The organism is Tissierella sp. MB52-C2, assembly GCF_030931715.1.
Taxonomy (GTDB): domain Bacteria; phylum Bacillota; class Clostridia; order Tissierellales; family Tissierellaceae; genus Tissierella.
This window is the reverse complement of record NZ_CP133261.1, coordinates 2,713,946-2,731,348: the sequence shown is the minus strand read 5'-3', so window position 1 is coordinate 2,731,348 and position 17,403 is coordinate 2,713,946. Positions and strand designations below refer to the sequence as shown.

At 32.0% G+C, this 17,403-nt stretch carries 14 protein-coding genes, 1 pseudogene and 3 other annotated features; of the genes and pseudogenes, 9 read left to right on the top strand and 6 right to left on the bottom strand.

Features of this window, described 5'->3' with window-relative positions:
• The first annotated feature begins 21 nt into the window (after window positions 1-21).
• From RBU61_RS13875 to RBU61_RS13845, 7 genes and pseudogenes are all read left to right on the top strand, one after another.
• On the top strand, window positions 22-498 hold the full coding sequence (locus RBU61_RS13875; protein ID WP_308876059.1) for a hypothetical protein: 477 nt from the start codon (window positions 22-24) through the stop codon (window positions 496-498).
• Window positions 499-1,587: a hypothetical protein gene (locus RBU61_RS13870; RefSeq protein ID WP_308876058.1), complete on the top strand. Its 1,089-nt coding sequence runs from the start codon at window positions 499-501 to the stop codon at window positions 1,585-1,587.
• A gap of 822 nt (window positions 1,588-2,409) precedes the next feature.
• Window positions 2,410-2,658, top strand: a binding site (T-box leader).
• A gap of 103 nt (window positions 2,659-2,761) precedes the next feature.
• A pseudogene (locus RBU61_RS19615) lies at window positions 2,762-3,261 on the top strand (alanine:cation symporter family protein); the annotation flags it as partial.
• A gap of 43 nt (window positions 3,262-3,304) precedes the next feature.
• Window positions 3,305-4,600, top strand: a complete 1,296-nt coding sequence (locus tag RBU61_RS13860; RefSeq protein ID WP_308876057.1) for a homocysteine synthase — start codon at window positions 3,305-3,307, stop codon at window positions 4,598-4,600.
• A gap of 51 nt (window positions 4,601-4,651) precedes the next feature.
• Window positions 4,652-5,557 (top strand): methylenetetrahydrofolate reductase, encoded by a 906-nt coding sequence (locus tag RBU61_RS13855; RefSeq protein WP_308876056.1) that lies wholly within the window; start codon window positions 4,652-4,654, stop codon window positions 5,555-5,557.
• A 34-nt stretch (window positions 5,558-5,591) separates the two neighbouring features.
• On the top strand, window positions 5,592-6,269 hold the full coding sequence (locus RBU61_RS13850; protein ID WP_308876055.1) for a methionine synthase: 678 nt from the start codon (window positions 5,592-5,594) through the stop codon (window positions 6,267-6,269).
• Window positions 6,253-8,634 carry a homocysteine S-methyltransferase family protein gene (locus RBU61_RS13845; protein WP_374212448.1) on the top strand — a complete coding sequence of 794 codons (2,382 nt, stop codon included), beginning with the start codon at window positions 6,253-6,255 and terminating at the stop codon, window positions 8,632-8,634. The genes RBU61_RS13850 and RBU61_RS13845 overlap by 17 nt, the downstream gene beginning before the upstream one ends.
• Before the next feature lie 154 nt (window positions 8,635-8,788).
• Here RBU61_RS13845 and RBU61_RS13840 read toward each other — a convergent pair whose 3' ends face one another.
• The 5 genes from RBU61_RS13840 to RBU61_RS13820 all read right to left on the bottom strand — a co-directional run bounded on the left by RBU61_RS13840 (window position 8,789) and on the right by RBU61_RS13820 (window position 13,590).
• Window positions 8,789-9,733 (bottom strand): prolyl oligopeptidase family serine peptidase, encoded by a 945-nt coding sequence (locus tag RBU61_RS13840; RefSeq protein WP_308876053.1) that lies wholly within the window; start codon window positions 9,731-9,733, stop codon window positions 8,789-8,791.
• 214 nt (window positions 9,734-9,947) lie between these two features.
• Entirely contained in the window at window positions 9,948-10,676 is a 729-nt protein-coding gene (locus tag RBU61_RS13835; protein ID WP_308876052.1) for an amino acid ABC transporter ATP-binding protein, read from the bottom strand.
• Window positions 10,669-11,334 carry an amino acid ABC transporter permease gene (locus RBU61_RS13830; protein ID WP_374212447.1) on the bottom strand — a complete coding sequence of 222 codons (666 nt, stop codon included), beginning with the start codon at window positions 11,332-11,334 and terminating at the stop codon, window positions 10,669-10,671. The genes RBU61_RS13835 and RBU61_RS13830 overlap by 8 nt, the downstream gene beginning before the upstream one ends.
• Before the next feature lie 2 nt (window positions 11,335-11,336).
• Entirely contained in the window at window positions 11,337-12,197 is an 861-nt protein-coding gene (locus RBU61_RS13825; RefSeq protein ID WP_308876050.1) for a transporter substrate-binding domain-containing protein, read from the bottom strand.
• A 52-nt stretch (window positions 12,198-12,249) separates the two neighbouring features.
• Window positions 12,250-12,480 (bottom strand) — a binding site (T-box leader).
• A complete protein-coding gene (locus RBU61_RS13820) occupies window positions 12,481-13,590 on the bottom strand; it encodes a M20 family metallopeptidase (RefSeq protein ID WP_308879825.1) in 1,110 nt (369 codons plus the stop codon). It lies immediately after the preceding feature.
• Between the two features lie 122 nt (window positions 13,591-13,712).
• Window positions 13,713-13,944, bottom strand: a binding site (T-box leader).
• Between the two features lie 294 nt (window positions 13,945-14,238).
• Here RBU61_RS13820 and RBU61_RS13815 point away from each other — a divergent pair.
• Window positions 14,239-15,012, top strand: a complete 774-nt coding sequence (locus RBU61_RS13815; RefSeq protein WP_308876049.1) for a prolyl oligopeptidase family serine peptidase — start codon at window positions 14,239-14,241, stop codon at window positions 15,010-15,012.
• A gap of 158 nt (window positions 15,013-15,170) precedes the next feature.
• On the opposite strand, the gene truA is transcribed toward RBU61_RS13815, so the two are convergent.
• On the bottom strand, window positions 15,171-15,908 hold the full coding sequence (gene truA, locus RBU61_RS13810) for a tRNA pseudouridine(38-40) synthase TruA (RefSeq protein ID WP_308876048.1): 738 nt from the start codon (window positions 15,906-15,908) through the stop codon (window positions 15,171-15,173).
• 189 nt (window positions 15,909-16,097) lie between these two features.
• On the opposite strand from truA, the gene RBU61_RS13805 reads away from it, so the two are divergent.
• Window positions 16,098-17,312 carry a glycosyltransferase family 4 protein gene (locus tag RBU61_RS13805; protein ID WP_308876047.1) on the top strand — a complete coding sequence of 405 codons (1,215 nt, stop codon included), beginning with the start codon at window positions 16,098-16,100 and terminating at the stop codon, window positions 17,310-17,312.
• The last annotated feature ends 91 nt before the right edge of the window (window positions 17,313-17,403 follow it).

The window sequence follows — 17,403 nt, the reverse complement described above, 5'->3', positions numbered from 1 at the left end:
AAAATAAATGGAGGAATTATTATGAACAAGTATGAAAATGCGATGAAGCTTATGGAAGAATACTGCGGAAACGGTAAGGATAACATTATTGCCCTTGCAACTATTGCATTGTCCCCGAATGCTGTCGGCAATCCCCGCCCTGCTGTCCGTATGGTTGATGCTTATTATGAAGACGGCGTATTTTATGTTTCTACAGACGCAAATAAAAATAAAATGCTGGAAATTGAGAAAAACAACGAGATTTCCATTTGTGGGTTAGACTTGTTTGTTGCTCAAGGAACGGTTGAAAATCTAGGTTGGGTAAAGGACGAGAGGAACGCGGAAATACGAGCGAAGATGAAAAAAAATTTCAGATGGTTCGATGCGCATGGCGATGAAGACAACCCTGATTCAATAGTTCTGCGTATCACCCTTACGGAAGGAACGATAACTGATAACGACAAAAAATACGGTGAATGGCAGTATAAAGTTGACTTTGCGAAGAAAGAAGTGAAATAAATGCGAAAGACACTCAAAGATATGGCAAAGCACTTAAAAAATGTTATTACGCCAGAAATATCTGAAACATATGCAATTAAGCCAATGTTTGAAAATATTTCAAACGAGGAAAACATTCGAGAAGGAGTTCTTGCGTTCAGAAACTTTTTGTATCAGCTTTGCGATGTTTTGATTGTTGAAGGTGATTCGTATGACCATCATAAAAAGAATGCTCACGTATTTGATGACCGCGTTACTATTTCGGTATATTTTCCATTCCTGCACAATGTGAAATGCTTATTATTGAATATAGGTTTTCATGGTGTACTAACAGAAAGCGCTCAATCTCTTACCGTCGGAAACAATATAATCAATACGAAAATCCCCGTTTCAAAAAGCATTGAATGCTTGCGATTCTTGACTGATTGCGGCATATTGATTGACGGTATAAACTTAAATGATAAAAAACCGGATTTATTAAAAGCTGAAAGAATAAAAATTTCGTATCCTGATAATCCTGCTATGTTGACGGGCTTGAAGGTAATGGCAATAGCAGAGATAGAATTTGGTAGAAACCCCAACAAATCGAAGGTCAATAAGTCCAATACAATCAGTTATTGCCGCTTCTCCGATATTTTATTACGATGTGATTATAGAGTATTGAAAAATAATAAAACCGACGATGTTATTTCTATATTAAAAGATACTATGAAAACTTTGTCTGCCAATGTGCAAGATTTTATATTGCAGCTACATCAACGTTATTTGGATAAAGGGCTTAAATGCGATGTGGAAATAAAAGATTTATGGATAAAGATTAAATATTCCTATAAAAGAAATGAGATATGGGCAATTAATGCATCACTTAATAATGGTTATCAAATAAATGTCAAAGCGAAAAACACGCATAAATACGCTGATACCATCGAAAAGCTTCCTTCATTTATACAAGAAATGATTGAAAAGGGATATGGGTGCGGAAAAAAAAGAGGTATAAGCGATTGTTGTGATGGAGGTTGCCGAGGGTTTCGTATCTCCTTGGATGACTCAATCATTGATATAAGAAATGCTATCGAAACTTGGATTGACACGGAATTATCAGTTGTATAGTATAAGCAGTCGTAAAATATAGTGGAAAATACTATATACTTCGATTAGTGAGATTATCTAAGCTGAAATTTGAGGATGTTTGTTCTGCGGAGTGATGTTGACAACCAAAAATCAGTAAGTCAAAATAATATGTGTAATTGAAATAAAAAATCGGCATAAAAAGCACGAAAACTAAACATAAATGTTTAGAAATGCCGCTGAACTTGCCGAGTGGGAGTAGTACCCAGTGAAACAAGCTTTAGCGAAGTTGAACTGAAGGTACTACCCCTGTCAGGGTTGGCGAGGCTTGTAGCGACCAAAGGGAGCTAGAAGTCCGCAACCTACGGCTGGAGTAGTAGACATAAGTCTTGGAACCTTTGGAGACAGGGGAACCAAGACTTTTTGGTTTAATATTATATCTCCTTACTTTGCTGAGACTCTTTTTCTATGTCTTTTTTGTAATACCTAAAGGCTTACCTAGCTTATAAGAAAGTTTTTGCAAAGTTCCTATGGGACAAAATTGATACCAAGTTCTGGCCTCCAGAGGCCTCCTACAGCCACTAATAATGTAATGATCCTATCATGCTTTCTAATAGGAGTAAAGAAACGGTTGGTTTTAAGATAATTAACTTTCATATATATCTTCCTCATATCAACATCTAATACTCTATAGGGGTATATAAATTATAAACCATATAAGCGATAATGAAGGTGTTCTAAAAAATATATCATAATAATAAAATTATAATATTCAAGTATAATTTTAAAAATAATTCTTATAATTATACTTGACAAGTAAAATTATAGTTGATATACTCATAGAAATTCAATTAAGAAAACAAAATAAAAACTTGGAAAAGAAGAGTAGGCGTGTGAATACTTATACAGAGAGCTCAGGGTGGTGAGAATGAGCAAAGGATAGCAAGCTGAATATGGTCTTAGAGTTGGAGTGTCGAATTTATTTTAGATATTCCCGTGTGCGCACGTTACAGCGATAGAGTATTTAGGGATTATATCCTGCGTACTTGATGAGGTATAGGCCGTGAGGTTTATATAAATTTAGGGTGGTAACACGAAGCTTTCGTCCCTTTGCATTTTTGCAAAGTGATGGAGGCTTTTTTTATATTCAAAATTAACTGCTTTAAGATTTGGTGCAACTCGTGGATTATTATCCAATGAAGCAGGATGTGGAACAGCACCTATGGCTCATTCAGTGGCAAGAGTTAATCATCCAGTAGAGCAAGGGCTCTTTGGAATATCTGAGGTTTTTATTGATACTTTTGTTGTATGTACCTTTACGGCTTTAATAATTTTAGTAACTGGTGCATGGCAAAGTGGAGATGAAAGCGTTTTACTTAGTACAAGAGCCTTCAGTCAAAGTTTAGGATATATAGGTGAAATTATTGTAACGTTGCAACTTGTTTATTTGCATACTCAACATTATTGGGAGGAAGCTGGTATGGTGAAACTAGTATAACTTATATATTAGGAGCTAAATCCATAGTTCCATATAGAATATTGCTATTAATACTATGCTTTGTCGGTGCGATATCAGGTTCAAACTTTATATTTGCACTAACTGATGTGGCAAATGGCTTTGCAGTTTTAGTGAATGTGGTAAGTATAATACTTTTAATTAAAGTTGTAATTCAAAAAACAAATGAGTATTTTCAGATTGAAAAAGTAAAGAGTTAATAAAATTCATATAAAATAATAAAAAATTAAGGGGGACAAAAAAATGAGTAAAAGAGAATTAGGATTTGATACATTACAAGTGCATGCAGGTCAAGAGGTAGATAGTGTAACAGGTTCAAGAGCAGTGCCAATATATCAAACGTCATCATATGTTTTTAATAGTGTAGAGCATGGGGCTAATTTATTTGCATTGAAGGAAAGTGGAAATATTTATACAAGAATTATGAATCCAACATCTGATGTATTTGAGAAGAGAATTGCTATATTAGAGGGAGGAGTAGGAGCCCTTGCCCTTGCATCAGGCTCAGCAGCTATTACCTATTCAATATTAAATATTGCTGGCACTGGAGATGAAATTGTAGCAGCTAGTACTTTATATGGTGGCACATACAACTTATTCTCCACAACCTTAAAGAAATTAGGAATTCACACTGTCTTTGTTAATCCGGATAATCCAGAAAACTTTAGGGAGGCAATAAATGAAAAGACCAAGGCAGTTTTTATAGAATCCATAGGAAATCCAGGTACTAATCTTATTGATATAGAAGCAGTTGCAAATATTGCCCATGAGAATAATATACCACTAATTATAGACAATACCTTTGGGACGCCTTACTTAATAAGACCAATAGAATTTGGAGCAGATATAGTAGTACATTCAGCAACAAAGTTTATAGGAGGCCATGGAACTTCAATAGGTGGAGTAATTGTAGACTCTGGAAAGTTTAACTGGTTAGATAATGAAAAATTCCCTGAGTTTAATACTCCTGATGCGAGTTATCATGGTCTAGTATACGCAAGGGATATAGGAGAGGCTGCATTTATAACTAAGGCAAGAGTTCAACTTTTAAGGGATACAGGTGCATGCTTAAGTCCATTTAATTCATTCTTATTTCTTCAAGGACTTGAAACCCTATCCTTAAGAGTAGAAAGGCATGTATCTAACACAATAAAAGTTGCAGAATTTCTAAAAAATCATCCATTAGTAGATTGGGTAAATTATCCTAGCCTAGAGGACAATAAATATAACAATTTGGCTAAGAAATATTTTCCAAAGGGAGCTGGTTCAATATTTACCTTTGGAATAAAAGGTGGAATTGAAGAAGGAAAGAAATTTATTGAATCTTTGGAGATATTTTCACATCTTGCAAATGTTGCAGATGCAAAGTCCTTAGTTATACATCCAGCAAGCACTACTCATGCTCAGCTTAGTGAGGAAGAACTAGTATCCGCAGGGGCAACCCCAGATTTAATAAGACTATCCATAGGAATAGAAGACGTAGATGATCTTATATACGATATAGATCAAGCTCTTAAAAAGGCTGTAGTTACTGAATAAAATAAGAAGGGAGGTTATCTCCCTCAATCCAAAAAAGGGAAGGGGATTAAAATGAAAATAAGAGAATTATTTGATGAAAAAAAGTTGGTTTATTCCTTTGAGATTTTTCCACCTAAGCCTGTATATCCTATAGATACAGTGTTTAGTACAATTGAAGAATTAAGTATCCTAAAGCCAGATTATATAAGTGTTACATATGGTGCAGGGGGAGGTATTATTAACAACAGAACAGCGGAAATATCATCTTTAATAAAAAATAAATATAATATTGAAGCATTAGCTCATTTAACTTGTATAAGCTCCAATGAAGAGCAAATGCAATATATATTAAAAGACCTAGAATCTAAGGGAGTAAGTAATGTTCTTGCCTTAAGAGGTGATATAATAGATAATGGGGAGACTTTGGGAGAATTTAAAAATTCACAGGATATTATCGGTTATGCTAAAAGAAATAGCAATTTGGGTATAGTAGCAGCCTGTTATCCAGAAGGACATATAGAAAGTAAAGATAAAAGTATAGATATTGATATATTGAAATTGAAGGAAGAAGCAGGAGCGGACTACTTTATATCTCAGCTATTTTTCGATAATAATTATTTTTATAATCTCTTAAATAAGGCGGAACAAAAAGGAATAAAATCTCCTATACAGGCTGGTATTATGCCAGTTATTAACAAGAAACAAATAGAAAGAATAGTGTCCCTTTGTGGAGCTACACTTCCATCAAAATTTATTAAAATCATAAATAAATATGAGCATAATAAGGAGGCATTGAGAGATGCTGGGATAGCATATGCTCAGGAGCAAATAGTAGACTTAATATCTTCAGAAGTAAGGGGAATACATCTTTATTCCATGAACAACCCATATATAGCTAAGATTATAACTAAGGGCATTGGTTCTATAATAAATTCAATAAATGAAATTCCATTAAGCACATCCATCTCTGGTAACTAAAAATTTTATAGTAATAATAAAGGGTGGAGGACTTATGAGTATAAATTCTAAAAAAAAGGCAGAGGTTTTAAGATATTTGGGCTATAGAAATCAAAAGATAGATAATATTACAGATAGGTTAATTGAGGATGCCATGGATGAAATAGGGGTATTGGCTAAGGAAAGATATATATATAAAACTTTTTCCATTAATAGGAAAGATGATGAACTATCTTTACATGGAAGCAAACTGATTTTAGATGGAAATGATATAAAAAAACATTTAAGCAAATCACAGGACTGTATTTTGATTGCAGCTACCCTTGGTCATAATGTAGATACTAAAATCAGATACTATGAAAAAATAAGTATGACTAAGGCAGTCATATTAGATGCATGTGCTACGGTAGCTATTGAGGAGATTTGCGACAAGATATGTAAGGAAATAGAAAATAAGTTACAAGCTGAAAATAAAGCATTAACATATAGATATAGTCCAGGTTATGGAGATTTACCAATTCATGTGCAAAATGATTTTCTATTGACTCTAGATGCAGGGAAGTCCATAGGTTTAACTGCATCCTCCCATAGTATTCTAATACCTAGAAAAGCTGTTACAGCCATAGTTGGTATTATAGATATAGAGGAATCTAAGGAGAAAAGAAGTTGTATGAGTTGCAATAAATATGATACATGTATATTTAGTAGAGGAGGGAATGGATGTGGGGATTAGAGATAAATTGAGGCAGGGAATATTATTATTTGATGGTGCCATGGGGACAATGCTTCAGGATACTGAGTTAAAAATAGGTGAATTGCCAGAGGAGCTTAATATTACCTCTCCTGAAACTATAATAGATATTCATAAGAGGTATATAAATGCTGGTGCCAATATTATAACAACTAATACTTTTGGTGCCAATGAAATCAAGGCAAAGGATAGTCGTTATACTGTTGAGGAATTAATAGGCAGGGGGATAGACAATGCTAAGAAAGCCATAGGGGATAAGGAAGTATATATAGCCTTAGATATAGGCCCTATTGGAGAATTATTAGAACCTATGGGGACTTTAAGTTTTGAACTTGCCTATAATATTTTTAAAAGACAGGTATTAGCAGGAGTAAAAAATGGGGTAGATTTAATTCTTATAGAGACTATGACTGATTTATATGAAGCAAAGGCAGCTATATTGGCGGTTAAGGAGAATTCTAATTTACCAGTATTTTGTACTATGAGTTATGAAGAGGATGGAAGAACTTTTACAGGTTGCAATTCACTTTCTATGGTAATGGTATTGGAAGGGTTAGGTGTAGATGCCTTAGGGATAAACTGTTCTTTAGGACCTAAAGAACTTGAGCCTTTAATAGATGATATATTAAAGTTTTCAAAGGTGCCTATTATGGTTCAACCAAATGCTGGATTACCTACTATAGTTAATGGAAAAACAGAATATAATATTTCTCCAGAGGAATTTGCATCCTATGGTATTAATTTTGCAAAAAAAGGTGTAAGAGTATTGGGAGGTTGCTGCGGAACTACTGATAAACATATAGAAGCATTAGTAAATGGTGTAATTGATATTAAAACAGATAAGATAATGAACCATGGCATAAGTGGTGTATGTACCCCTACAAAGACAGTAATTATAGATGGAATTAAGGTAATAGGTGAAAGGATCAATCCTACAGGAAAAAAACTTTTTAAAGAGGCACTTTGTAAAGGTGATATGGAATATATTTTAAGAGAGGCTATTGATCAAGTAGATGCAGGTGCAGAAATATTAGATGTTAATGTGGGATTGCCAGAAATAGATGAAGAGAAAACTATGATAAAAGTTATTAAGGAGATACAGTCAATATTAGATGTGCCTCTTCAAATTGACTCTATTGATCCTAAGACAATTGAAGCTGGACTAAGGATTTACAATGGAAAGGCAATAGTAAATTCTGTAAATGGAGAGGAAAAGATTCTAAACAGTATATTGCCCATTGTAAAGAAATATGGTGCATCTATTGTTGGTCTTACATTAGATGAAAAAGGGATACCAGGAAATGCTTTAGAAAGGTTTAAAATAGCAGAACGTATTGTAAAAAAAGCAGAGGAATATGGGATTGATAGATCTGATATATACATAGATTGTTTGACCTTAACTGCTGCTGCACAACAGGAAGGAGTAAAGGAAACATTAAAAGCCTTAACCATGGTAAAGGAAAAGTTAGGGGTTAAAACTATACTAGGAGTATCTAATGTATCCTTTGGACTTCCAAATAGAGAATTAATAAATAAAACTTTTTTTGCTGCTTCTCTATATGCAGGTCTTGATCTATCTATTATTAACCCAATGAATAAGGATATAATGGATACAGTTAAAGCATCTAGGGTTTTATGGAATGAGGATAAGGATAGTGTAGAATATTTAAAGTCTTATGAAAATATTAAGACAGAAGAAAAAATTAAAAGTGATAATATAGATATTCAAAGAAGTTTATTAGAGATAATACAAAAAGGCATAAAAGAGGAAGCCAAGGCTGCAACATCTAAGCTATTGGAATATAAAGAGCCTTTAGAAATAATAAATGAATATATAATTCCAGCTTTGGATATAGTCGGTGAAAGATATGAGAAAGGAGATATATTTCTTCCTCAGCTTATAAGGTCAGCAGAAACTGTAAAAAGTTCCTTCCAGATTATAAAGGAAAAGTTAAGCAAGGAATCTAAAGATGATATATCTAAGGGAAAAGTTATTCTAGCCACTGTAAAAGGAGATATTCACGATATAGGAAAGAATATTGTGAAAGTCCTGCTAGAAAATTATAATTATGAAGTCATAGATTTAGGAAAGGATGTATCTAAGGAAGTAATACTTGAAGAGGCTATTAAAAATGATATTAAGTTAATAGGACTTAGTGCCTTAATGACTACTACAGTAAAAAGCATGGAGGAAATAATTCATACTCTAAAAAAACAAAATCCTAATTTCGAAATAATGGTAGGTGGAGCAGTACTAAACCAAGATTATGCTAATATGATAAAAGCAGACCACTATGCCAAGGATGCAAAGGAGGCTATAGAAATAGCTAGAAATGTCCTAGGTTAATATTATTTGCAAGGATATGAATTAGGTAATAATCTTAGCGAATATAAAGAATAATCATACTGGAGACTAAATTTATTAATAAAAAAAATCCTAATAAGAGCTAGAAAATTCTTCTCATTAGGATTTTTATATTCAGAATAAATATTTATCTTTATTAGTAATTATTATTCAAGAAATTGAGAATAGCATTACTAAATTCAGTATCTTGTAATGGGTTATCAGAATACTCCTCATAACAGATGAAGTGTTCATCTCCTTCACGGACAAATGTGGAAGTACTTATATTATATTTTTCAGCTTGTTTTTGTAGGCGTTCAAAACTAGGATAAGGAACTTGAGAGTCTTTGGTGGAATGCATCAACAACAAAGGTCTATTATCAAAGTTTTTAAGTGCCTTTAATGGAGAGTAATTAGTAGTGCCAAATCCATAGTTGAAGCCTGAATATAGTCTTACAAAAGGCTTTTCTAATATACAAAAGAATTCAGGAACATCCATTAATCGCATATTGTCTGTAAAGGCATCTTCCCAACTTGAAAAACCTGAAATAGAAATAACTCCATCAATGCGAGAATCTTTACCAGCTGCCATAATACTAGTAGAGCCTCCCATGGAAGTTCCCATAGCAATAATAGGGAGGTCAGCTATATTTGAATCATCTGATAGATAATTTACTCCAGCAATTACATCATGCCATTCCGTATAGCCTAAGCCAATTTCTTTCCCCTCACTAAGATTTCTGGCACGCATTTCAATTAGTAAAGAGTCCCAGCCGTTATCGGCAAACATTTTTGCATATCCAAAGAAGGCTGTTACTGAGGGATTTTCTATTCCCGATAATATTATGATGGTTCCTTTACTACTATTAGCTTTGGTACGCCATGCTGCAAGAGAAAGCCCATCTTCAGTTTTAAGAGAAATCTGCTCAGCTTCAATACCATAGTCTGAGGGTTCATACTGTGGACGTTCTACTCGTTTGCCTAAAATAGGCTTCATAATAAGATGGGGAATTACTGATAAAAAGATTAAAAATAAGATAATAGCGACAATTACAATAGCAATAATAATACGTTTAAATTTATTTTTTTTACTTAATTCCATCTGCCTTTTCATCCTCTCCATAAGATTTTATATATAAATAATTGTATCATAAATTTAAATAAAAAGAATCAGTATATATGGAATCAGTCATAAATAAAATATGCTCTTTTCTAGTTTTAATCTCATTTGGATTCCTGTTAGAAAGGGGCATTTACTTTTACTTAGGCATAGACCTAATTAAATTTAAATGCTTTTAGCTATTATATTTATTATCTTAATATTCTAGTACCTTTGATAAAAATTCTTTAGTCCTATGATTTTGCGGATGTTCAAATAAATCTATTGCTTTATTTACTTCTACAATTTCCCCATCAGCCATAAATATTACTTTATCTGCTACTTGTTTTGCAAAGGCCATCTCATGGGTTACTACTACCATTGTCATGCCTGTTTTAGCCAATTCCTTCATTACATTTAAAACCTCACCGACCATCTCAGGGTCAAGAGCCGATGTAACCTCGTCAAAAAGAATTACTGTTGGACTCATGGCTAAGGAGCGAGCAATTGCTATCCTTTGTTTTTGGCCACCTGATAGGGAGTCAGGATATACATCTTTTTTATCTAACAAATCCATAGTTTTTAAGAGGTCAACGGCTTTTTGTTCTGCTTCAATTTTTGTTAGTTGTCCCGTTAAGATTGGGGCTAAAGTTATATTTTCGAGAACTGTTTTGTGAGGAAATAGGTGGAAATGTTGAAATACCATTCCTATATTCTGTCTTATTTTATCGATTTCTTTCCCAGATTTCGCTATATTTTTACCATTAATATATATGGAGCCGGAAGTAGGTTCTTCCAAATAATTTATACATCTTATAAGTGTACTTTTACCTGAACCAGAAGGACCGATAAGACTAATAACTTCGCCATCTTTTATTTCTAAGTTTATATTTTTTAATACATGTTTATCTCCAAAAAATTTATTTAAATTTTCTATCTTAATCATTATGCGATAATCTCCTTTCAAGTAATCCTATTAATTGTGATAGTGTAAATGTAAATATAAAGTATATTACTGCTACTATTATTAATGGATTAAATGGTTGGAAACTATTACTTTGAACTATTTTTGAGGCATACATTAAGTCTGCTACTCCAATTGTTGAAGCTACAGATGTTTCTTTTATTAAGGTAACAAATTCATTTCCTAAAGCTGGTAATATATTTTTTATAGCTTGCGGTAATATTATATGTCTCATAGTTTGTTTATGTGAAATTCCTAAGCTTCTACTAGCTTCTGCTTGCCCCTTATCTATAGATTGGATACCAGATCGGATAATTTCCGCTATATAGGCAGCACTATTTAAAGAAACAGCTATTAGTGCGGCTAAAAATCCATCCATATTTACACCCATAATCACATAGCTTCCGAAATACACTAAGGCGATTTGTACCATCATTGGTGTTCCACGAACTGCTTCAATATATATGGTGGAAATAAATTTTAAAATCTTATATTTTGATAATCTCAAGAGGCTTAATAAAGCTCCTAAAGTACCTCCTATTATAAGGGATAAAAAAGATATTAATAATGTTATTTTAATCCCTGTTAAATAATAATATTTATATTTTACAAGTAATTCTATAATGTTCAAATTATTCACCCCTAATTGCCTTTAACTTCTTGATCGCTTAATTCTTTAGCTTCTGCTTTCCATTTTTCAATTAAATTTAGTTCTATTAATTCATCAATTATTTCATTTATATATTCTGTTAACTCATCATTGCCTGTCTTAAGTGCTATACTTGGACCTCCATCTCCATGAGTAAGATCTACTTTTTCTATTATGACTATATCCTCATTAGTTTCCTTATACAATTCTGCTGCTTCTACAGACATTACAACTCCATCTACTTTCTCTGTTTTAAGTTCCATAATAAGAGTATTTAAAGCAGGGAGTTCCTTAACAGTAGCTCCTTCAATACCTTTCGCTATATCCTTTTGTAGAGATCCTGTTTGAGCTCCTAAAGTTGCACCATTAAAATCTGCTTCTGATTGGAATCTATTTTGATCTGATTTTCTAATTAATATTTTATGAACTCCATCTGAATCGTAAGGTTTAGTAAAATTTGCTTCTCTATCTGGCTCATTTACCATTCCGGCTATTACTATATCCAACATACCTGTGGATAGGCCTCCAAGTAAATTATTAAATTCCATATCTCTTATTTCTAGTTCAACACCTAATTTATCAGCAATATATTTTCCCATTTCTATATCGAAGCCAACTATTGTATCCTTTCCATCCACCATTATATGAAATTCAAAAGGCGGATAATCTGCACTTGTTCCCATTATTAATTTACCTTTATTCTTTATTCCATCTAAAGAATAACTCTCAATTTCTGTTTCTGTGTTGTTTAATAGATTATCCACTTGTTCATTTGCTCCATCTTTTTTACAAGCTGCTAGGAGAATACTAGACAACATAACCAATACTAATAATAAACTAATCTTCTTTTTCATTTTAAATCCTCCTTGAAAATAATATTTTAAATATAAAAAACTCGTCTCTTATATAAGAGACGAGTAATATACCCGTGGTGCCACTCTAATTGTATTTTAAACTAAAAAAATACAACTCGTAACAAATAACGCTTTGACTGCGGGATAAGATACTCACCTTTAGGCTTTGTCCCATCCATTTCAGCAACTCTTTTCATTAAGCTTTCCATTATCTGGCTCTCACCTTTCCCAGTTCTCTGTAAAATGTACTCGTCATAATTACTCTTTGCATCATGAACAATTTTTATTTATTTTTAAAGGTCAAATTAAACTCTTCTTTTATTTTATTAAGTATATCTTCGTTTATTATTACGTCAACTGCTGTCGCCACTAGGGCGTATAAGGTTTCTTCCATTCCTTTATATGCTATATCAGTAAGGGTGGCTTTGCCAAACTCAACTGTATGTGACGCTATATCCTTATGGCTTTCTAATATGGCAAAACTAGGATGTATAGATGGACAAACTTGACTTACATCACCCATATCGGAGGAGCCATGACTTATTTCTCCCTCTAATATATTTTCTACTCCTATATTTTTTAAATGTTTGCTATATATGTTAGATAAAATTTTGTTAGTAACCATGCCTTTATAAATCTTTTCATATATGGATATTTCTAATTCTGCTCCTGTTGCAAGTGCGGCAGCTTTTCCGCAATTTATAACCTTTTCTTTTAATTCTCTCATATATCCCAATACTGGAGTTCTTAGATAAAAGTCTGCTATGGCTAAATCTGGAACTATATTTGCTGCTGTACCTCCATTTGTAATGACCCCATGAATTCTAGATGAATCTAGAATATGTTCTCTAAGAGCATTTATGGAATTAAATAACATTATACAAGCATCTAAAGCATTGATTCCCTTTTCTGGCGAACTGGCAGCATGGGCAGATTTGCCTTTGAAGGTAAATCTTAAGGGGACTAATTCTGATGTGGTTCCACTTAATTGATGTCTTGAATTTGGATGAGATATCATAGCTATATCTATGTCATTAAAAACTCCATTATTAGCCATATCCACCTTTACACCAAAACTTTCTTCTGCAGGAGCTCCTAATACATATACATTTCCACCAATTTCATCTACAACATTTCTGAGTATAATACCAGCTCCTGTAGTAGTAGTTCCCAATAAATTGTGTCCACAACCATGTCCTATATTTGGCAAAGCATCGTATTCTACTAAGTAAGCAATAGTAGGGCCAGGCTTTTCACCTTTATATATAGCTTTAAATGCTGTCTCAAATCCTAGAAAATTTTCTTCAATGGAAAATCCATATTTTTTAAGTATATCTTTATGTGCTTTAGAAGATTTATATTCTTGTAGTCCTATTTCTGGATTTTCATATATATATTTATTTAAGTTCTTTAGTTCATCTTTTATTTCGTTAATGTAGCTTTTAATTTTTATATCTATGACTGCTCAACCTCCCTCTAAATAATATTTTAAATATAAAAAAACTCGTCTCTTATATAAGAGACGAGTAATATACCCGTGGTGCCACTCTAATTGTATTTTAAACTAAAAAAATACAACTCGTAACAAATAACGCTTTGACTGCGGGATAAGATACTCACCATTGGGCTTTGTCCTATCCATCTCAGCAACTCTTTTCATTAAGCTTTCCATTATTCTGGTTCTCACCTTTCCCAGTTCTCTGTAAAATGTACTCGTCATAATTACTCTTTGCATCATAAACAATTTAATTTGTTTTTTATATTAGGTTTAATCATAAAGCTATTTTTTAGATTTGTCAAGTAATTTTTTATTTTTTCAAATCAAAAAATAAAAGGATAATTTTAGCTTCAAATAGGATAAGTATTACTGAAATCCTCACAAAAACACTAATAAATTTATAAATATGATATAATATTCTAAAAGTATGGTATTAAAAGTATGGTATTAAAAGTATGGTATTAAAAGTATGGTATTAATAGAATTAAAATATAAACATTGAGTCTATAATATATGAAAACAACATAAAGAAAGGAGTTCAGCATGATTAATTACTTAAAATCTGACAATATAATTGAGAACAAGATTAAAATAGGAGAAATTCCAGCTATTTTATTTAGACCAAGGGAAGAAAGTGGACCAATTCCAACAATAATTTTTTACCATGGTTGGAGTTCAAATAAGGAAATGCAAAGGATGAGAGGGTTTATATTAGCCTCTGTAGGTTATCAAGTAATAATTCCAGATGCAATATATCATGGAGAGAGAAATCCTATAAATAACTATGGGGGAGAAAATGCTACAAAGTACTTCTGGGACATAATATTTAGAAATATGGAAGAATCCAAGAATATAATAGATGAAATAATATCAAAATATAATGGAGATCCAGATAGAATAGGAGTGACAGGAAATTCCATGGGTGGTATTACAGCAGCAGGAGTATTTACTCATAATCCTAAACTAAAAGCCTTAGTTGTCCTCAATGGTTCCTGTGGTTGGCAAGAGTTTAATAAAAGTTTTAAAGAGTCTCTAGGAGAAAATATTGATACAAGGAAATTAGAAGAAAAAGTAAGTAGAACAGATCCAATGAATAATTTAGACTTACTAATAGATAGACCTATTATGTTATTACATGGAGATAGTGATACCTTAGTTCCCATAGAAAGCCAAGAATTGTTTTATGAAAAGCTAAAGCCACTATATAATCGTAAAGAGAAATTAAAGATTATGAAATACTCAAAGCTAAATCATTTCGTAACAACTAATATGATGGAAGATAGTATAGCTTGGTTCTATAAATATCTATTAAACTAGAATATAAAGATATATGAGAAGTAGAAGTAAAAAAGAGGATTATGGAATTGGAAAATAGATTTAGATAAGGGGGAATCTAAATCTATAAGAGAATATTAACTATATTAATATTATTTGTCATTATTTTCACAGACATTATAGGGGTAGCTAATTTAAATCTAATACTTAACCTCCATTAAGCAAAGGCCCTTAGATTCGATCATAGGACCAGCTATACTGCGGTCCTTAGATCCAAGGATAAATTGTACATCCTTAGGACTAATTTCTCCTTTTCCTACTCTAATTAAAGTTCCAGTAATTATTCTAATCATATTGTGGAGAAAACCATCACCTTTGAAGTTGATATAAATATAATTATTCTCCTTAATTATATTTATATCAATTATAGTTCTTGTGGTGCTTTTCTTTTTTGATTTCATTGTAGTAAAGGCAGCAAAATCAAAAGTACCTATTAAGACCTTTGCAGCCTCTTCCATTAAGGATAGATCTAAGGCTTCTGGTATATGAGAAGTAAATTTTCTTTTAAATACATTTTGATATTTGCCATTATCTATGGTATAGGTATATAGCTTAGATAATGCATTATATCTTGAATGAAATCTCTCGTCCATTTCCCAAAAGTCATAGGCCACAATATCATCCGGCAAGTAACGATTAATATATTCTTCCATTTCCTCTATGGTCATACAGGAATTAGTAAAGAAGTTGCAAATTAAAGCCTTAGCATGAACTCCTTTGTCAGTTCTTGAACATCCTATTATATTTATTTCTTCTTCAGTCATTTTTTGAAGCAAGGTTTCTAATTTTCCTTGAATAGTATTATTATTATCCCCTAATCTTTGCCAGCCCTGGTATCTACTGCCGTCAAATTGTAAATTCATCTTTATATTTCTCATTTTATCCCTCACTATATTTAGTACAAATATAATATCATAAAAGATTAATCATTGTAAATCTTAATAAAAATTTTGAATTTGGGTTATGTGAAATTATATGGGTATATTATAGTAAGTTAATAATTTATCCAACAAAGATAGGCCATAAATCAATGAAACAAAATATATATAGAAATGGAAAAGATAGATATGAAAATACTACATGTTATAGCACAGTTACCATCAAGGACAGGTTCAGGAGTATATTACTCTAATATGATAGAAGCATTTAAAAAATATAACTATGAACAAAAATCTATTTTTGGATATCAAGATGAATATTTATGGGAGATTTTAGATGACAAGGATCAATATCCTGTGGTTTTTAAAAGTGAAGAAATATCATTTCCCATAGCTGGAATGAGTGATGTTATGCCCTATGAAAACACTTTATATTCATCTATGACTGAAGATATGATGGATATTTGGAAAAATGCCTTTAGAAAGAGATTAGAAAAAGCAAAAGAAGAATTTAATCCAGATATTATATTTTCACATCATCTATGGATTCTGACATCTTTAGTTAGTGAAGTATTTCCAGATACAAAGATCATTGGATTGTGTCACAATACAGATTTGAGACAAGCTAAAATGAATCCTCATATTAAGGACAAGTATGTAAATAGAATACATGAGTTAGACTGTATATTTTCAGCTTCTGAACAGCAAAAAGATGAAATAGTAAAAACATATGGTATTAACAGAGACAAGATAATTGCCGTAGGAGGAGGATTTGATCAAAATATTTTCTATCCTCCAAAAGAAAAGTCTTATACTGATAAAACCAGATTAGTATTCTGTGCAAAAATAGACCCATCTAAAGGGATTTATGAACTTATAGAGGTTTACAAATCTTTAGATCTAGAGGATTTGACTTTAGATATTATAGGAAGTCCTGATGATGAAAATAAGAGAAAGATAGAAGAATATATTAAAAATGATAGTAGTATAAAAGTATATAATGTAAAAGACCAAGTGGCTTTAGGGAATGAATTAAGAGAGAAAGACATATTCCTAATGCCTTCTTATTATGAGGGTTTAGGTCTTATGGCCATAGAAAGTTTAGCCTGTGGGTTATATGTAGTTACTACAGAAATAGAGGCTCTAATGACACTTTTAGGAGAAGAAATAAAGGAGTCAGGTATAATTAAATATGTTCCATTGCCTAGAATATATGATATAGATAAACCTGTTAAAGAGGACTTACCAGAGTTTAAAGAAAATCTGAAAAAAGATATATTATGCCAAATTGAAAAGGTAAGAGAAAAAAGGGAGTTACATAAAGAGGTGAAAGATAAAATAAGATCTTTTTCTTGGGAAGGATTAGTTGATAATATGAACGATATTATAAGTTCTATGATGTAATGAAAGTCTTAGAATGATTCTACAAAGATCTTAAGTATATTTTAGGTAGTATAAAATAATACAAAAAAATGGTATCCTGGGACACCATTTT

Excerpts from the sequence above, each read along its gene's own strand:
- RBU61_RS13875 (WP_308876059.1), top strand. The coding sequence starts at position 22 with ATGAACAAGTATGAAAATGCGATGAAGCTTATGGAAGAATACTGCGGA.
- RBU61_RS13870 (WP_308876058.1), top strand. The coding sequence starts at position 499 with ATGCGAAAGACACTCAAAGATATGGCAAAGCACTTAAAAAATGTTATT.
- RBU61_RS13860 (WP_308876057.1), top strand. The coding sequence starts at position 3,305 with ATGAGTAAAAGAGAATTAGGATTTGATACATTACAAGTGCATGCAGGT.
- RBU61_RS13855 (WP_308876056.1), top strand. The coding sequence starts at position 4,652 with ATGAAAATAAGAGAATTATTTGATGAAAAAAAGTTGGTTTATTCCTTT.
- RBU61_RS13850 (WP_308876055.1), top strand. The coding sequence starts at position 5,592 with ATGAGTATAAATTCTAAAAAAAAGGCAGAGGTTTTAAGATATTTGGGC.
- RBU61_RS13845 (WP_374212448.1), top strand. The coding sequence starts at position 6,253 with ATGGATGTGGGGATTAGAGATAAATTGAGGCAGGGAATATTATTATTT.
- RBU61_RS13840 (WP_308876053.1), bottom strand. The coding sequence starts at position 9,733 with ATGGAATTAAGTAAAAAAAATAAATTTAAACGTATTATTATTGCTATT.
- RBU61_RS13835 (WP_308876052.1), bottom strand. The coding sequence starts at position 10,676 with ATGATTAAGATAGAAAATTTAAATAAATTTTTTGGAGATAAACATGTA.
- RBU61_RS13825 (WP_308876050.1), bottom strand. The coding sequence starts at position 12,197 with ATGAAAAAGAAGATTAGTTTATTATTAGTATTGGTTATGTTGTCTAGT.
- RBU61_RS13815 (WP_308876049.1), top strand. The coding sequence starts at position 14,239 with ATGATTAATTACTTAAAATCTGACAATATAATTGAGAACAAGATTAAA.
- truA (WP_308876048.1), bottom strand. The coding sequence starts at position 15,908 with ATGAGAAATATAAAGATGAATTTACAATTTGACGGCAGTAGATACCAG.
- RBU61_RS13805 (WP_308876047.1), top strand. The coding sequence starts at position 16,098 with ATGAAAATACTACATGTTATAGCACAGTTACCATCAAGGACAGGTTCA.